This window comes from Desulfomonile tiedjei DSM 6799, assembly GCF_000266945.1.
Classification (GTDB): domain Bacteria; phylum Desulfobacterota; class Desulfomonilia; order Desulfomonilales; family Desulfomonilaceae; genus Desulfomonile; species Desulfomonile tiedjei.
In genome coordinates this window covers 5,943,433-5,959,434 of sequence record NC_018025.1, presented here as the reverse complement: position 1 = coordinate 5,959,434, position 16,002 = coordinate 5,943,433, and the positions used below count along the sequence as shown (strand labels likewise).

The 16,002-nt window shown below is 50.9% G+C and carries 14 protein-coding genes; 6 read left to right on the top strand and 8 right to left on the bottom strand.

The window, feature by feature from the left end:
• Positions 1 to 143: 143 nt before the first annotated feature.
• From DESTI_RS25585 to hydF, 6 genes are all read left to right on the top strand, one after another.
• Positions 144 to 386, top strand: coding sequence for a TM1266 family iron-only hydrogenase system putative regulator (locus tag DESTI_RS25585; RefSeq protein WP_041287627.1), 243 nt, complete (start codon positions 144 to 146; stop codon positions 384 to 386).
• Between the two features lie 88 nt (positions 387 to 474).
• Positions 475 to 1,896 (top strand): [FeFe] hydrogenase H-cluster radical SAM maturase HydG, encoded by a 1,422-nt coding sequence (hydG, locus tag DESTI_RS25580; protein WP_014812863.1) that lies wholly within the window; start codon positions 475 to 477, stop codon positions 1,894 to 1,896.
• Positions 1,868 to 2,149, top strand: coding sequence for a hypothetical protein (locus tag DESTI_RS25575; protein ID WP_041286499.1), 282 nt, complete (start codon positions 1,868 to 1,870; stop codon positions 2,147 to 2,149). The genes hydG and DESTI_RS25575 overlap by 29 nt, the downstream gene beginning before the upstream one ends.
• Positions 2,133 to 3,542: an aspartate ammonia-lyase gene (locus DESTI_RS25570; RefSeq protein ID WP_014812861.1), complete on the top strand. Its 1,410-nt coding sequence runs from the start codon at positions 2,133 to 2,135 to the stop codon at positions 3,540 to 3,542. The genes DESTI_RS25575 and DESTI_RS25570 overlap by 17 nt, the downstream gene beginning before the upstream one ends.
• Positions 3,520 to 4,521, top strand: a complete 1,002-nt coding sequence (gene hydE / locus DESTI_RS25565; protein WP_014812860.1) for a [FeFe] hydrogenase H-cluster radical SAM maturase HydE — start codon at positions 3,520 to 3,522, stop codon at positions 4,519 to 4,521. The genes DESTI_RS25570 and hydE overlap by 23 nt, the downstream gene beginning before the upstream one ends.
• Positions 4,518 to 5,720 carry a [FeFe] hydrogenase H-cluster maturation GTPase HydF gene (hydF, locus tag DESTI_RS25560; protein ID WP_014812859.1) on the top strand — a complete coding sequence of 401 codons (1,203 nt, stop codon included), beginning with the start codon at positions 4,518 to 4,520 and terminating at the stop codon, positions 5,718 to 5,720. Before hydE ends, hydF begins: the two co-directional genes overlap by 4 nt.
• Here hydF and DESTI_RS25555 read toward each other — a convergent pair.
• The 8 genes from DESTI_RS25555 to DESTI_RS25515 form a co-directional block, all read right to left on the bottom strand.
• Positions 5,714 to 6,325, bottom strand: coding sequence for a class I SAM-dependent methyltransferase (locus tag DESTI_RS25555; RefSeq protein WP_014812858.1), 612 nt, complete (start codon positions 6,323 to 6,325; stop codon positions 5,714 to 5,716). The two genes, hydF and DESTI_RS25555, sit on opposite strands and share 7 nt — an antisense overlap.
• A 62-nt stretch (positions 6,326 to 6,387) precedes the next feature.
• Positions 6,388 to 7,014, bottom strand: a complete 627-nt coding sequence (locus tag DESTI_RS25550) for a M15 family metallopeptidase (protein WP_014812857.1) — start codon at positions 7,012 to 7,014, stop codon at positions 6,388 to 6,390.
• 35 nt (positions 7,015 to 7,049) lie between these two features.
• Entirely contained in the window at positions 7,050 to 8,513 is a 1,464-nt protein-coding gene (locus DESTI_RS25545; protein ID WP_014812856.1) for a DUF3526 domain-containing protein, read from the bottom strand.
• A gap of 16 nt (positions 8,514 to 8,529) precedes the next feature.
• Entirely contained in the window at positions 8,530 to 9,918 is a 1,389-nt protein-coding gene (locus DESTI_RS25540; RefSeq protein ID WP_014812855.1) for an ABC transporter permease subunit, read from the bottom strand.
• Between the two features lie 2 nt (positions 9,919 to 9,920).
• Entirely contained in the window at positions 9,921 to 10,649 is a 729-nt protein-coding gene (locus tag DESTI_RS25535; protein ID WP_014812854.1) for an ABC transporter ATP-binding protein, read from the bottom strand.
• A gap of 215 nt (positions 10,650 to 10,864) precedes the next feature.
• Positions 10,865 to 13,069 (bottom strand): TonB-dependent receptor, encoded by a 2,205-nt coding sequence (locus DESTI_RS25530; protein ID WP_014812853.1) that lies wholly within the window; start codon positions 13,067 to 13,069, stop codon positions 10,865 to 10,867.
• A 1,672-nt stretch (positions 13,070 to 14,741) separates the two neighbouring features.
• A complete protein-coding gene (locus DESTI_RS25520) occupies positions 14,742 to 15,176 on the bottom strand; it encodes a hypothetical protein (protein ID WP_014812850.1) in 435 nt (144 codons plus the stop codon).
• Positions 15,177 to 15,504: 328 nt separating this feature from the next.
• Positions 15,505 to 15,978, bottom strand: a complete 474-nt coding sequence (locus DESTI_RS25515; protein ID WP_041286495.1) for a sodium:proton antiporter — start codon at positions 15,976 to 15,978, stop codon at positions 15,505 to 15,507.
• Positions 15,979 to 16,002: the final 24 nt, after the last annotated feature.

The window sequence follows — 16,002 nt, the reverse complement described above, 5'->3', positions numbered from 1 at the left end:
CGACAGAATCAGTCCTGCTTCTCCCGCTACGAAAAAGCAAGCGTAAGCGAGTTTTGTCTTTTTCTCATGAGGTGGATTTTTCGGTCGCCTTTACTGAAATGAAGACAAGACTGGAATCTACGTTGAAACTCGAAGGTGAACGTATGGACCAGAGGCTCGGTGTCATAGGGATTATCATTGAAGACAGAAAAGAGAGTGCGGCCAGAGTGAATGCACTCCTCAGTCAGTTCGGTGACTTGATCGTGGGCCGCATGGGAGTGCCACACAAGGAACGAGGTATCAGTGTCATCGGCTTGATCGTTGAAGCATCTACGGATCAATTGGGGGCGTTAACCGGGAAACTCGGAATGCTGCCAAAGGTCCGCGTCAAGTCGATACTTGTGTAAACGTGAAAAAACTGCATCCGACGGCACTGGATTGTCGAGAGACGATTCGGAAATCGTGTAGATGCACACATATACTGCGAGGTGTGTCATGGCAGAATTAGCTTTGAAGAAAGAACAGTTTAGTTTCATCGATGAATACCGCATCTGGTCCGAGCTCTCCCAAGCGCAACATCCAGTAGCAAAACAGGTTGAAGAGGTTCTTGAAAGAGCCAGAGAGAAGAAAGGACTTACCACTCTTGAGACTGCGGTTCTCCTCCAGAACGAAGATAAAGAACTTGATGAAGCTATATTCGAAGTGGCTCGACAGATTAAACTGGAGATTTATGGCAACCGAATCGTCCTGTTTGCTCCTCTGTACATCAGTAACGAATGCGGGAATTCTTGCTCATACTGCGGATTCGCTGCCCGTAACAAAGAACTACACCGCAAAACCTTGAACGCTACGGAAATTCGTGAGGAAGTGCAAACACTTGAGGAACTGGGACACAAGAGGCTGCTCCTCGTGTACGGTGAGCGTAGCGATTTCAATGGAGAGCATTATGCCAAGGACGTGGAAACCGTTTACTCGGTCAAATCCGGCAAGAGCGGTGAAATAAGGAGACTCAATGTGAACCTCGCGCCGCTGAGCGTTGAGGATTTCAGGATTCTTAAAGGTTCGGGCATCGGCACGTATCAGTGTTTCCAGGAAACGTATCACAGGGACACATATGAAAAGGTACACCTGTCAGGCCGCAAGAAGGACTTTCTATGGCGGCTCTATGCTCTGCATAGAGCTCAGGAAGCCGGGATAGATGACGTGGCCATGGGAGCACTCTTCGGATTGTTCAACCACAAATTCGAAGTCCTTGCACTGCTGATGCATGCCCAACAGCTCGAGAAGGATTTCGGCGTCGGTCCGCATACCATATCTTTTCCGAGAATAGAACCTGCATTGGGCGCTGCCATATCTTACACCCCCCCCAACCCGGTGGATAATTACAATTTCAAGAAAGTCGTCGCCATCCTGCGGATTATGACCCCTTATACCGGTCTCATCTTAACTACTCGCGAGAACGCGGATTTCCGAAAAGAGCTGCTGAAGATCGGGGTCTCTCAAATGAGTGCAGGGAGCAGAACCTATCCGGGAGCATATCGGGATTCCAGAGCCAACCTTCCAGACAAGCAGCAATTCACCATTGGAGACACCAGATCGCTTGATGAGGTTATCTTCGATCTTTCCGAAAATCTTGCCTACATTCCTTCTTTCTGCACCGCATGCTATCGCCTGGGGAGAACTGGAGATCATTTCATGGGATTGGCCAAGAGTTCCTTCATCAACAAGTTCTGTCAACCAAATGCTTTGCTCACTTTTAAAGAATATTTGAATGATTATGCATCTGACCGGACGAGAGCATCAGGCCAACCGCTCATATCACGAGAGCTACTGCGGTTTGAAGATAATTCCAGGTGTGCCGCAGTGGAGGCGAGGTTGAAAAGAATTGATGATGGCGAACGAGATCTCTACTTCTAGGCAAATTGACGGGCTGCTAAAAGAATTTGGGGAGAAAAACAAGATACCTGTACGCCTGGTGAGGCTGTTCGGGAACAATCGTAAGTACGTTGCAGGAGACAAGGTGGGCAAGGAACTGCCAACATGGCGAATAGAGCTCGACGGAAATTTTGCCCTGTTTCTTGAATCCATTGAGTTTCCTGACCACCTTGTAGGTGATTTGATAACACTCGCGGATCAGATAAGGAATAGACTTCATGAGATGGGAAAGTGACGGACTGGGGCAACTGGAGATAGACGATGAAGCTTATTACGGAATACATACGTTACGGGCTTTGCGCAACTTCGACGTGTCCGGGTGCAGGGTTCCTCGATCGTTCATCATCTCCTTTGCCGCGGTCAAAAAAGCCTGTGCTTTAACCAACCTGGAGTTAGGGTATCTCGAGCAACGAAAAGGGAGCGCGATTCTTAAAGCATGTGATGAGATCATGGCCGGCAGACTCCATGAACATGTGGTCGTCGATGCTTTTCAAGGAGGAGCGGGAACGTCCACCAACATGAATCTCAACGAAGTAATAGCCAATAGAGCCATAGAAGTTCTTGGAGGCCATAGAGGTGATTATTCCGTTGTGCATCCTCTGGATGATGTCAACATGCATCAGTCTACCAACGATGTGTATCCGACTGCTTTGAGAGTCGCAGCTCTCTCCGATTTACAAACACTGGAGGTAGAGATATCGGCCCTTCAACAAAGCTTTCAGGTTAAGGAGCAGCAATTCAGAGATGTCGTAAAAGTGGGTAGAACTCAGCTTCAAGATGCTGTTCCGATTACGCTAGGAATGGAATTTGGCTCCTATGCGGAGGCTCTCTCCAGGGATCGGTGGAGAATCTTCAAATCTCGGGAGAGGATCAAGCAGATCAACCTTGGCGGTACTGCTGTGGGAACCGGTCTGGGAGCTCCGAGAGACTATATCTTTCGCGTGGCTGAAAACCTACGGCACATCACCGGCCTGAATGTTGCCCGGGCAGAAAACCTTGTGGACGCAACACAGAATATGGACTCTTTCGTTGAATCTGCAGGAATGCTCAAGGCATACGCAAGCAATCTCTTTAAGATAGCCTCTGACATAAGGCTGCTGAGTTGTGGGCCGAATGCTGGATTTGGAGAAATCAAGCTGCCTGCGAGACAGGCTGGGTCTTCGATAATGGCCGGAAAAATAAACCCGGTAATCCCGGAGATGGTGTCTCAAGTGGCGCTAAGAGTGATGGCCAACGATCAGGCCATATGTCTCGTGGCTGCAATGGGCCAGTTGGAGCTCAATCAGTTCTTGCCCCTTCTCGCCCATAGCTTGCTGGAATCCGTCGCAATTCTCTGCGGAGCCACGAGGTCGTTCGCAGAAAAATGTGTTCAGGGGATCGAACCCGTCATCGATCGCTGCACACGACTAGTTCAAAACAGCAAGATAGCAGCTACCGTCCTTGTCCCGTTGATCGGCTATGAGAATGTTGAAAGGATTGTGAAAAAGGCTGAAGCTGAGGACAAGACAATCGTTCAGGCCGCCATCGATGAAGGCTTCTTGTCAGCGGACCAGGCCAGCAGAATCTTTTCTCCCAAGCGCCTCCACAAATTAGGGTTTGAACGTCATGAACACGATGCTTTTGGCTGAGATCGAGGACCTTCTCGAGGGTGCTGACGACCGATTTTTGTTTTCACGAGCGGACGAGATCAGAAAGTCCAGCTTAGGTGACTGTGTTTACCTCAGAGGAGTAATCGAATTCTCGAATCACTGTGTAAAGAAGTGTGCCTATTGCGGACTGCGCAATCCCAATTCCGCAGTGAGACGCTATCGACTAACCAAAGAGGAAATCCTGAAAGCCACAGCCCTTTTACCCGAATTTGGCATCGGAACGGTGGTTCTCCAGTCCGGCGACGACTACTCATATGGAAAGGAGTTTATCGGACAGATTATTCAAGAGATAAAGAGCCGTTGTGATGTTGCAGTGACCTTGTCTCTGGGAGATCGGCGGGAGGACGAATACCGCTACTGGAGAGATTGTGGAGCTGATCGGTATCTTCTCAAGATTGAGACTTTCGACAAAGGGCTGCATGAAAAAATGAGATCAGGCCAAATAATCGAGGACCGGTTAGACAGGCTGTACCGTCTCAGAAAACTCGGTTATGAGATCGGGTCCGGAGCTATAGTCGGTTTACCGGGAATGGATACGAATATTTTGGCTGTGGACATACTGGCTCTTAGCCGGCTGGAATTGGACATGATAGCAGTGGGTCCTTTTGTTCCGCACCCTGATACTCCGCTGGGCAAAGAGTTGCCTGGCGATCTCATGACTTCATACAGGACCGTTGCGCTCCTCAGAATTATAAATCCGTGTGCCAATATTCCTGCAACCAGTTCTCTCGCGGTTCTTAATCCTGAAGGAAAAGCCACGGCTCTTAGGTCCGGTGCAAATGTGGTCATGCCATCGATCACTCCCGAGGCCGTGAGAGCATGCTACACCATATATCCCGGAAAGAACACGAACTTCTCTAAAGCCAGAGAAGAAGTGGAAGCAGTCAGGGCAATCATATACCAATGCGGCCTCGTTCCTTCTTCTTCAAAAGGTTTTTGCCAAAGGAATGAATCATGAACGAAGCCCCCAGAGGAGTCAGACTTGTTATTGCCATTTTGGGACGCAGAAATGCTGGAAAATCCTCTCTGATCAACGCGATTATCGGAGAAGAGGTGTCCATAGTCTCCGATGTTCCCGGAACCACCACAGATCCGGTGGCCAAACATTACGAACTATTGCCGATAGGCCCTGCGACGTTTTACGACACGGCAGGTCTGGACGATTTTGGAGAACTGGGTCGAATGAGGGTAAAGGCCAGCAGGAAGATTCTGTGGCGGGCAGATATAGCGGTGCTGGTGACTGACGAGCAGGGGCTCACAGAAGCGGAAAAAGAGCTTGTCCGGGAAATTAAGCGTCTCGAAATTCCGCTGCTCGTAGTCTTCAACAAGACTGATTTAGAGACTCCAAGACTCGAAGACAAAGAGTATTGCGCTTCTCACAATATCGGATTCATCGAAATCTCAGCCAAGACAAACTACGGGATCTCTGATCTGAGAGAAGCTTTGATCTCAATGACGCCTCCTGAATTAAAACGAGACCCCATGCTCGTCGGCGATTTGATACGTGAGGGGGACACGGTGGTCTGTGTGGTTCCAATTGATTTGGCAGCCCCCAAAGGCCGTTTGATACTGCCTCAAGTGCAGGTACTGAGAGAAATCCTGGACTGCGATGGGGTAGGCGTGATCGCAAAAGAAAGGGAATTGGAACAAGCGCTCTTAAACCTGAAACAAAAGCCTTCTCTAGTCATAACTGATTCCCAAGTAATATTGAAAGTCGCTGCCGATGTGGCCAAAGACACGCCACTGACAACCTTTTCGACTCTTTTTGCTCGATTCAAAGGAGATTTGACCCAAGTGCTTCAGGGAGCCGCAACGATAGACATATTGCAGGATGGAGACAGAATTCTCATGAGCGAGGGTTGCTCGCATCATGTTCAGTCAGACGACATTGGAAGAGTGAAAATCCCGCGATGGATAACTCAGTACACAGGAAAAGAATTAGCTTTTTATGTTGTTTCCGGTCACGATTTTCCCGAGGATCTGGAGAAATATCGACTTGTGGTGCATTGTGGTGCCTGCATGCTTAACCGCACGGAAATGATCAGACGTATAAACGAGTGCAAGCGACGCGCTGTTGCTATCACCAATTACGGCATAGCAATCTCCAAAGTGCAAGGAGTTCTGGATCGCGTGATAGCACCATTTCTGCGTCAATGAACGAGATGTGAAATCAGCAAGTAACCGTTTTCGTCATCCTCGAAAATATCTATTTGGAAGCCGACTGAATCGAGCATGCTCGTCATGGCATCCTCAGCCGGCATGAGGTCCTCCATGACTGCTTCATGAGCTATTCTGTGCAGATCGTTTATTTGAGCGGAGTTGATGAAGTGGAATATGGCTAACCGTCCGTATGGCTTGAGAATTGTGGAAAAAACATTAAGAGCCGTAAGCTTATCGTTGAAATGGGGAAACACCTGATGGCAAATGACCGCATCAAATTCTCGTGGAGGAAGCGGATACTCCTCCACTGAGGCACACACTACCTCGACATGGGCCTTCCAATTGGCCTTTCGGAGGCATGCTTCGACCATCTTCTCGCTTATATCAATGGCCACTATATGTCCACCTGTGCCTACTCGATCAGCCAGAATGCGAGTCAGACGCCCTGTCCCACAGCCGGGTTCCAAAATCTTCATCCCCATCCGGACCTGAGCCAAGCGCAGCATCCTGTCTATCCTGACTATTTTCTCATCACTGTAATCAACAGCGGCCCACTCTTCTTCGACTTGAGAGTTAAAGAATTTCGTTTTGGAAGAATGCATGGCGCCTCCCTGCTCACTAAGAACTGGAGAAATTCTCGAAAGGCGGCTATTCAGGGTAACTGTCAAAGAGTTGGCCCCATTATAATTACTTGCAGGAGCATGCGATGGGCTCGACATTCGGCCGACACCAGAGCACTAGCGGGGTGTGATTCTGGTCCAAAAAAATCGAACGGGGTTCCCATTTCCAGCTCGGATGTTCCCCCTTGTCTGTCGGAAAATACAATAGTCAAATCAACAGCGCTTCCTCGGGAATGGCTCGATCTCTCGACGAGGTACTGCTCTTTGAACAAGTCCTCCTTTTTCTCAAACTTGGGGTAATATTCCGTCTGCGTCTTCATATCGCTGGGATCCTTAGCCCACCGTACGAAGTCGTTCAACGCCCTTTGCGGGCGGTAACCATCGAAGATTTTTAAGTCCAGTCCAAAGCCATTCAGCTCCTCCCGGACCTTGCCGAGCGCTTCAGCCGCTTCTCTTGTGAGTATGAGCCTAGGTTTGAGATATCCATCGACACGTCGACCCAAGAAATTTCTGTCCGTAAAATAGCGGAGATCCACCTTGACGTTGGGTATAACATCCTCAACATATACGAAATGGTCCGGAAGGCTCCAAGCGGAACTCTCCCTAGTAAGAGCTGCCAAATGAGAATAAACCGAGCACCAGACCAGGAAGAACGCACAGGTTCTTGTCATTCCTTCATAGTTCCTTTACAGCTCAGCTCTTTCAATCAAATTACCCGATAGTTGAACAGTAAACGTCTTGTCAGCCAGACCATGATAAAAGTCGGAATCAGAATCTGCAACAGTCGGACAAGTGCATCGATAACGACAGCCGAAAACGATTGCTCTTTCCAGGTAAAGGCCGGCATCGTCTGGAAATCTGCCTCCTTTATCGCCACGCCCCTAAGTATTCGAGGTTCGAAATATGCCTTCCATTCACGGTGGAAACGATCGACGAGTCCCCGGAAATGCAGGTGACGGTGGGTTCCGCTTCCGGCAAGCGCGGTAAGGCCTTCGCTGAGGACAATTGCCGGAGAGAGGAAGCTGAATCGATCGACCAGTGCCTGTTGCGCAGCAAGCTGGGTCTCGAATCGATTAAGCATCTCCTGAAGTTCTTGATCCTGGTCGCGTTGGAGAAAAAAGAGCCCTCTACGCCGTTTGGGGACGTCAATTTTGCCGTCTTTAGGTAGCAATATCTCCGGTTGCGTGGTGTAACGGTAATCGGCGGAGAGAAGGTCATTATAATGGTTCAAAGTGTGGATGGCGATTAGTCTGGTGCGAGTAGCGAGTTCAATCCGGGAAGGCGCCGGTTGGAGGGTCGACACCATGACATTGAGAATAATCGGTAGAATTAACACCAGAAATACCCAACTGGTGATAAGGACAAGTGCGTTTGCTGCTGATGAGCCTCCCCAGGCATTGACCAATAAAGCAAGAACAAACCAGAACAAGCCATAAGCCATTGTCTCCGCGATAAACAAGAGCAGCAAGGAGAGGTTTTTGATATGGAGAAGTTCTGGCCGCAAAACAAGAAGCACCATGGCTGGCAGCAAGGTCACACACGCCAAAACCGGCAATGCACGCACCGCAATTTTTCCGGCAACTATCGTGGAGAGGTCGACAGGCTGTGAGAGCAGCATCTTCAAGGTACCATGCTCGCGCTCGGCGGAAAGCAGATTGTAACTGAGTGAGAATATTAACAGCGGCAATACATAGACGATCACAAAAGATGGTTCGAAGTGCCCGGTGAGGAGGTTCCACGGGTTCTCTATCTCGGTATCGTACATGAAATTTGCCTTACTGCGATAGGTTATCTGGTAATAGTCGGGCTGGATATCCGACTGGCCAAATGCCAGCGGGGCAAGCGGCAGGATCGGCATGACCGCAAAAGGACCTCCCATGTCGCTGCCGATGGATGCCGGGTCGGCGGGGTTGGCAAATGGGTCGGGTAACTCCTTTCCTTCCATGATTCTGGCCAGCTGGGCAATATTGCTGCGTTGTTTCTCCTGCTGCAGCTCGCGCAGATTGGCGATCGTTCGCTCGCGACTTGTTGTGGCGTTGAATCCGTTGTACAAGGCATAGAAAATCAGTGAGGCAAGAATTGCGGTTACCAGCCACAGACTGCGGTCAGCGAGGATTACCCGACCCTCGTGTCGGAATATCAATAAGAAAGTGCGAAATGTATCGGTCAAAGGGGTATCTCCTCGATCAGGCGCGGCGCGGCATAGCCAGATGGGCAATACCCATCCATATCAACAATCCGGCAAGAAGAACAGACAAACTTGTCTTGTTCTGTCGCAGGGCAAAGCCCACCTTTGGCAGCGAATACTCAAACGGCGGTACTCGCGCCCATAAATCGGGACTTGCCTTGTAGGCAAAGTGCTGGTTTCCCAAGGGATCGGCGTGTTCAATCAAGTCTTTGCTCATCGTGTCCTGGATCAGCCGCCGCTGACGTTCAGCCGCCTGGGCGAATTCTCTGTGATGGGAGAAATCGGTGCCCGCCATTCCCATGGAGAATCCGCGGATGGCCAGCACAGGTACGGCAAGGCCGATCCATTCCTGGCTTCGTTGCTGCAGGGCAAAGGTGTCCCAGAGACGGGAAAAATGCTCGTCGGTTACCTCATAGCCGGCTTGGTCGTCCACCTTCAGCGCCTCTCCCCAGCGGTTGAGCGGCAATTCCTGGCCCCACCGCTTTTCGGTGCCGAGCTTCTCTTTCCACACTTGTCGATACCGATCCTCAAGTTCATTGTCCAACCTGGTCTTGAACTCCACTCCCGTGGGATTGGGGTGCCAGTCTTTGGACAGATCGGAGGCGATACGTGGTGCCACTATTACACCGGTAATCCACAGGCCGATCAACAGCACCAGGGAGACCCGTGACGAGGGGGCAATAGCCGATACGGCAAGCGTGAGAAAGATTGCGATCCCTAAATACAAGGCATATCCAAGACCGAGCAACATCAAACGGATCAGGAGGTCAAGACGATCTTGTTCAAATGCCGATCCGGCTCCAATCAAAGCCAGCAACAGTGCCGGAAGGAGCAAGAGTGCCAGGCTTCCGGCTAGTGCCGTTGCTTTGCCCCACAGGATTTGCCGTGGGGCCACCCCCAGGCTTAACGTTTGGCGAAGAGTACCTTGTTCCCGTTCGCCGGAAAACGCGCTGAACCCTAAAACAATCACAAATAGCGGGCCAAGTACTTGCAGCATCCAGGCAGTCGAAAGGGTGCCGAAACGCTGGAGACCCGTGGCGTCTTGGGCGGGACGGAATTTGACCTCGCTTTGGCGATGGGATCGCAGCCAGATGGTCGAACCGACATATGGATCGATCCCGGGATCGATCAAAGAAAGTCTTGGTATCGGTTTGAATACATGCATCCCCTGATGGGCTGCGTCATGAGGATGGCGATCTTTCTGGTGGAGCCAATCGTTGTAGTCCATGCCCTGGGCAGCGGTTCGCTCCATATTCAAGTTGCTCTGCTGCCGCCAGCCGACAGCGAGTAATACTACCAGAAGCACTGCAAACAAACCGCCAACCAAGGGCAATCGACCGTCGCGGATAAATTCGATGAATTCGCGCCAAGCAATTCTCCGTATCACGATCAGGCCCTCATGTGTTGGAGGTACAGAGCTTCGAGATCGGCATTGCCGAGTTCGTGGCTGTCCAATTCTGCCACCAGCCGTCCCTGATTCATAATCCCGATCCGAGAACTGGTTTGTTTTGCATGAAACAGGTCGTGGGTAGTGGTCAATATCTCCACTCCCCTGTCGCGAGCCTCTCGAAGGAGCTGGGAGAATTCACTTGCGGCTTTGGGGTCAAGCCCCGAGGTCGGTTCGTCGAGGAGCAGGGCGCGAGCGCGCTTGGCTAACGCAATGGCGATGCCGACTTTCTGACGCATCCCTTTGGAGTAGGTCGAAACCCTTCGTACCGCTGCCTGCCTATCCAGCCCTACCTCTTCCAGGTGAGTTAAAAGAAGCGAACGATTCTGCCGCTCGCCTGTCGCCAGCTCCGCGAAATATTCCAGATTTTCTATGCCGGAGAGTACTCCGTAAAGCATTACCTGCTCGGGAATATAGGCGATTTCCCGTTTGCATTCGAGACCATGCCGAGTGACATTGCGGCCATTGACATAGGCTGTTCCGGAGGTTGGTTCCAAGAAGCCAAGGAAGACATTGACAAGAGTCGTCTTGCCCGCTCCGTTGGCTCCGAGAAGACAGTAAATTTCGCCCGGTTTTACGAGAAGGTTAACTTCATGAAGGGCATGTGTTTCACCGAATCGTTTGCAGAGATTGATCGTTTCAAGTATGGGTTTGTCAGTTGATCGATCCATAGTATTCCATAGAGTCAGTGAACGAGCAATTGGTCAATCGCCCGGGTCGTATCAATAGGTGCTATTTCTCTCATAACGGATGCAATCTTCAATGAAAAGACTTACCCCTCAGAAGAGAAAAAGTTTTCATTTGTCGTATGCAACAAGGTCACGTGTTGGGCTATCCTATGCAATCTTGCTGCGTGCTTTTGCACGCAGCTTACGCATGTGCTTTGTCAATAAAACGAGTACATGAGACCTGCATTAAGCTCCCATTGGGGTGGGGGATCGTACGTCAGAAGCGCTCCAGTGTTCGAGAAATACGACGCGGAGTATTCCCTCGGTTGACATCTCGCGGAAAAGAAGGAGGACCACCCGTTTCCTGTGTATCGAAGCTTAAAATTGTACACATCGTAGTCCGGCGCGTAGAGAGGAGTCGTCACAGTTCCGTTGTATAAAGGGGGGCCACTGAAGTATTGATAGTACAGGTCAGCAAGAATGTTTCCGTACGGACCGAAGTCCCTTCCTATCGTCACTCCTGCCTTTATGAGGTGTTCCGGGATATAGGGTACGAGGAATTGTCCTGGATTGGTCGGGTCAACTACCTTGGCATCCACCCATGCATAACTTGCGAAAAAGTCAAGGTTCTTGCTGGGGTAATATTTCGCTTCCAGTTCATAGCCCTTTCGCACCGTGTTGCCGACGTTGAACGATTCACTAGCAATAGTCACTAGTTCTCGCTCCATGTACGTGTGATAGTAATCGGCAGCGAGGTACAAACTACCGAACAGTGTCGCATTTGCGCCAATATCGTATGTTCGAACCGCTGGACACTCCAATCCGAAGTTCGCATTCTTTCCTGCCTGGTATGGCGAAACCTCGGTAAAAGCCGGCGTTCGGAATCCCATACCCGCGTTTCCGAATATGTTGAAATTCTCTGTCGGAGTCATGACGAACCCGACTTTTGGAGAACTGACCCAAAGCTGTTGTTTGCCGGAGTTCTGAGGCCGAGTCTGATTGTCGAACTGCTGCGTAAAGTAATCCCATCGGAGTCCTCCGACGATCTTCGCCTTTTCATGGGGTTTGATTTGGCCTTGCAAAAACATCCCCCAATTGGTTAATGACAGCTCGTACCCGAACGTGTCGGGAGCGGATCTTACTCTCCTGATCGTGTTGTATCGCTGTTCGGAACCGGTATCCTGTCTGGTATCCCCACCTACCGTAAGCGAGGCTACATCCCCAAAGACAAGGTTGTAGTAGGCTCGTCCACCCCAGTACGGCCTGCCTTCATACACAGCGTATTCTGAGTTCGTGGTCGGCCAAAGCTTCCTCCACCGTATACCGTCGTATCTATGCATATAGAGATCAGCATAAAGCCCGCGCTCTCCGCATGCTGGAGCATAATTCGCAACCAATTCGGATCGCCTCACCCAACCACCATCCCAGGGATCGAGGGCTTGTTTTCTGGGCCATTGTCCACTCTTTACCTGATTGACGGGCACATATCCAGCGCCACCCCAGTCCGACTGAAAGTAGCTGTATCGCAAAGAGAGAATACCACCCACGATTGGGACGGAAAACTTATCGAAAGTAGTCCCCTGTTTAAGCTGGGAATTTTCCCGGTATCCATTAATGTCATAATAGTCTTGAACCAGGAACGGAGTGGGGACCAAGTTCTGGCTACTCAGAATTGCAAGCCCCCGAAAAGCGCCGAAACTGCCCCCTTCCGCTGTTACGCTGGAGGAAGGGGCGCTCTTCTTGGTCACAATATTGATCACACCTGCCTCGGCAAAGTTACCGTACATAGCGGAAAAGGGACCTTTGATGACCTCGATTCTTTCGATCGCCTCAGGGGTTAGCCATTGGAGCACGACTCTACCTTGACCGACCTCCGACGGATAGTTCTGTGGCACGCCGTCTACCCAAAACCCAATGTCATTGGCAGTGGCAAAACCTCTCATGCCGATGCCCAGACCCAAGGTTCCCTGGTTGTAATAATAAGCATTTATTCCTGCGGTCCTAATAAATAGGTCCGCAGGTTCTCTGCCCCAGATATTGAGCTGCTGAATGTCCTGGGGAGTAATCGTTTGAACCTGTGCAGGCAGGGCGGGCGCACCGATGGACACTGTAGATTTACCGGTCACCAAGGAAAGGGTAGATGCTGCTGCGCTGTTTCCATTGCCGAATACCGCAGCACTCTCAGGGCCACTGGAGGACGACGAATCCGGAGAATTGGTCTGGTCCCCAGTGTAGCGGGGGGCCGCCTCCGATGTAGCTCTGGCTGCAGGCCGACGGTCGGGGGGATTTATATCAACGCGTTCAAGCTCCCGTGAGCTTTCCGTTCCCTGAGCTAATGCGGTGATATTCCCAGAGGCGGCTAGTGCGAAGACTGCAAAGACCGCAATCATAAACCTCTTATATGGAAGAGAAAAAGCTCTCATGACAAAAGTTCCTTATAAGTATTCGTCGCCACATCTTTGAAAAGCTTGAAGCTATCATAGTGGCCCAAAAACTCTTCTTCGGGATTTATTTCTGCCAATCAGCAGGATCATTTTGGATAAGGATAGTTCAGCGGATACGTCCGAGCCGATATCGGAACACATGATGGTCGAACCTTAGCTGGCGGTCCTGCTGGGGCACAGCCGACCGGGGGGCAGACCGGCATGCATCGAGTAGCCGGCGGCGGCTGAACACACGCAGGATTGATCGGTGCACACATACGCCAGCAAGGTATGGGAGTGGCCGGGGGCAAAGCGGCAGGTACTGGGTGCCCCATAAACCTCTCACCGATACAGAGCGGTGCAGCGATCAAGGATTGGATCATCCCGGCAGCCTTACAGAAGAATGGCTCGAAAACAGGAGGATTTTCGCAGCAGAATCTCTGTGGTACGCACGGCTGAGTATTCTCAGGGCGGACAACCACATCAACTCTCACCTGCACGGGTCTTGTCGGACATGGCGGAGGTGCACAAACGGGTGGAGCACACGGATTCGGCGGACAAGGCATCGGCGGACCGCAATATACGGGTGCACAGGGCACGGGAACATCGACTTGCACCGTCCGCGTTATGGGAGGCGCGGGTCTCTGAGGAACACGGGGATTGACCACCGGAACGGGTAATGGATAACACCCCTGCATTCCCTGGGAAAAACCAGCAGTCGCACTCGCTATAAGAAGGAAGAAGCAGAGAAAGAACGCGCAACGAATCATAACATACTCCTTCATCAATCGATCCGGAAGATCGAAATGTCAAACGTATTCAAAAGACGGCCTAACTTGTAGCTGCGTCCTTAGCAGCGGACAGTCTGTTTGCCGGAAAAACCTCTTGACGGGAACTATGGGAAGATGGAAAATGGCAGGAAACGGGGATGGTAGACCTTGTTCCCGCCTGCCCTTGGCTTCCGTTGCCGCGGAAGTCAAGGGGATCCTCCTCAGCATTCCCCCTGGGAACCTGCCGAATACCCACTTTCGAACACAAAGTGATTCATTGAGATATTTGACAGATCGTAACTATCTGGTTATCAGGTGGCACTTTTCATATGATCGTAATATTACTGTTTCGAAGTTGTCAAGATATTTTTACAGTTTCTGGCGGTCCGGGGATCCCAAGCTTGAGAGAAGACGGTCACTCACACTTTTCCAGTATGTACGTGAAAGGCTAAACCTCGTGATATGAGGGAGGAAGAATTGATTTGGCTAAGCCTGAGAGCCTTTTTCATTGATGACTTGTATTATCTGTAGGAATCGGAATCGCCTTCGATCGGGGTCGAGCGGACCCGTCCAAGCCGGAGGCACAGGGCGTGCCCTAGTTGTTCTCTAAAGGTAGAGAAAGTATCAGATAGGCGTGCGGTCAGATAAGGGGCAAACCGAGCTCAAATCAGAAGTCCTTTGCCTCTCGGGCGGAGGTTGACGAGAGGCTCCGAGAATAAAATTGTCGGACGTACCAGTCGATGTGCCATCAATTGCTGGTCGCAGAGTACGCCACTCTCCGTTAGGAAACTGGAATGCATGCGGTAGTCCGGACGCTATGAAATTCTCACGATGGAAGTTCTCGGAAGCCATATTCCTATTGCGATCAACTTTGAGAACGACAGTAATCTGCACGCCGTCGCTCATTCGTTGGGGGACTTCATGTCCTCAATATACTGCGCCTCCAATTCATCCAATTCGGAGATCAGTTCTCCAGCCCAGCGCTCACACAATTCCCCGGCAATTTCCGCCGCGCGGAAAAGGAGCCTGCTGAAAAGCTCTTTGTGACAGACATAGGAGTCCCCAAGCCTCTCATACAACGTCTTGTCAACCAGTATATCCGCCACGAGTGACAGTGCCTCTTCAAACGAGGATCGTGTGCCCCTGAAGACTTCAATTCCATCTTTTCTTTCAAACATCCTCGAGAGTTCTTTGAGGGTTACAGCTGTTATCTGATCGAAGGGTTCCGTCTCCATCTGCGTTGCCAGTTGCTTAATGAGCGCTGGAGCAGCGAAAGACTCTGCACCTGTGATGAGGCCAATCGGTTGAGGCTTCTGCTTTTTTTGGTTTCTCGTCATGGTCCCTTACCTCAGTCTTCAGACATCCTTGTTGACGTTCATGAAGACGCTGCCACAAGAATGTGCGTGGTCAAAGAAGCTAAATTGAGCAATGCCGTCCTACCAGATACCTCCGTACCGAACACTAGGTCTTCAAAGCGATGATTGCGCTGCGGAAATCTGCAGGAAGCGGCAAAAACAGGATTCCTAATGGTACTCGCGTAAAATGGGAGTAATCTAACGCTTTTGTATCCCATGATTACTCCTGAAGAAATGAGTTGAGCTGGTTGCCTCATTTCCCGGAAACAGACTATCCGAAGAGACACAATCTCAACGCATGGCATTTTGATCAATACGCGATGAGCAAGTAAACCATGCACATGGTGACAGTGATCATCATGGGCCACCAGCACATCTTCATATATTCCACGAATGAGATTCTGAAGCCCGCCTTTTCCGCCACACCCACCGTGACCACATTAGCGCTTGCACCGATCACAGTGCCGTTGCCGCCCAGGCACGCCCCGAGGGATAGAGACCACCACAGCACGTTGTCCTTGGGCAGGCCGAAGCTCTCGCTCAGGAACAGCACGATGGGCAGCATGGTCGCAGTGAAAGGGATGTTGTCGATGAACGCGGAGGCAATGGCCGAAACCCAGAGGATCATGATTACAGCGATGGTGAGGTTACCCTGTGATGCCTGAAGCACTACGTTGGCGATCTCCTGGATAAGTCCCGTGGATTCCGCGGCTGCAATGACCACGAAAAGCCCGACGAAGAAAATGAGGGAAGGCCATTCCACCTCATGTTCCAGACCCGGCACACACCTTCATTGTTCTACCGTTCC

Excerpts from the sequence above, each read along its gene's own strand:
- DESTI_RS25530 (WP_014812853.1), bottom strand. The coding sequence starts at position 13,069 with ATGAGAGCTTTTTCTCTTCCATATAAGAGGTTTATGATTGCGGTCTTT.
- hydF (WP_014812859.1), top strand. The coding sequence starts at position 4,518 with ATGAACGAAGCCCCCAGAGGAGTCAGACTTGTTATTGCCATTTTGGGA.
- DESTI_RS25570 (WP_014812861.1), top strand. The coding sequence starts at position 2,133 with ATGAGATGGGAAAGTGACGGACTGGGGCAACTGGAGATAGACGATGAA.
- DESTI_RS25520 (WP_014812850.1), bottom strand. The coding sequence starts at position 15,176 with ATGACGAGAAACCAAAAAAAGCAGAAGCCTCAACCGATTGGCCTCATC.
- hydG (WP_014812863.1), top strand. The coding sequence starts at position 475 with ATGGCAGAATTAGCTTTGAAGAAAGAACAGTTTAGTTTCATCGATGAA.
- DESTI_RS25575 (WP_041286499.1), top strand. The coding sequence starts at position 1,868 with ATGATGGCGAACGAGATCTCTACTTCTAGGCAAATTGACGGGCTGCTA.
- DESTI_RS25550 (WP_014812857.1), bottom strand. The coding sequence starts at position 7,014 with ATGACAAGAACCTGTGCGTTCTTCCTGGTCTGGTGCTCGGTTTATTCT.
- DESTI_RS25555 (WP_014812858.1), bottom strand. The coding sequence starts at position 6,325 with ATGCATTCTTCCAAAACGAAATTCTTTAACTCTCAAGTCGAAGAAGAG.
- hydE (WP_014812860.1), top strand. The coding sequence starts at position 3,520 with ATGAACACGATGCTTTTGGCTGAGATCGAGGACCTTCTCGAGGGTGCT.
- DESTI_RS25585 (WP_041287627.1), top strand. The coding sequence starts at position 144 with ATGGACCAGAGGCTCGGTGTCATAGGGATTATCATTGAAGACAGAAAA.
- DESTI_RS25535 (WP_014812854.1), bottom strand. The coding sequence starts at position 10,649 with ATGGATCGATCAACTGACAAACCCATACTTGAAACGATCAATCTCTGC.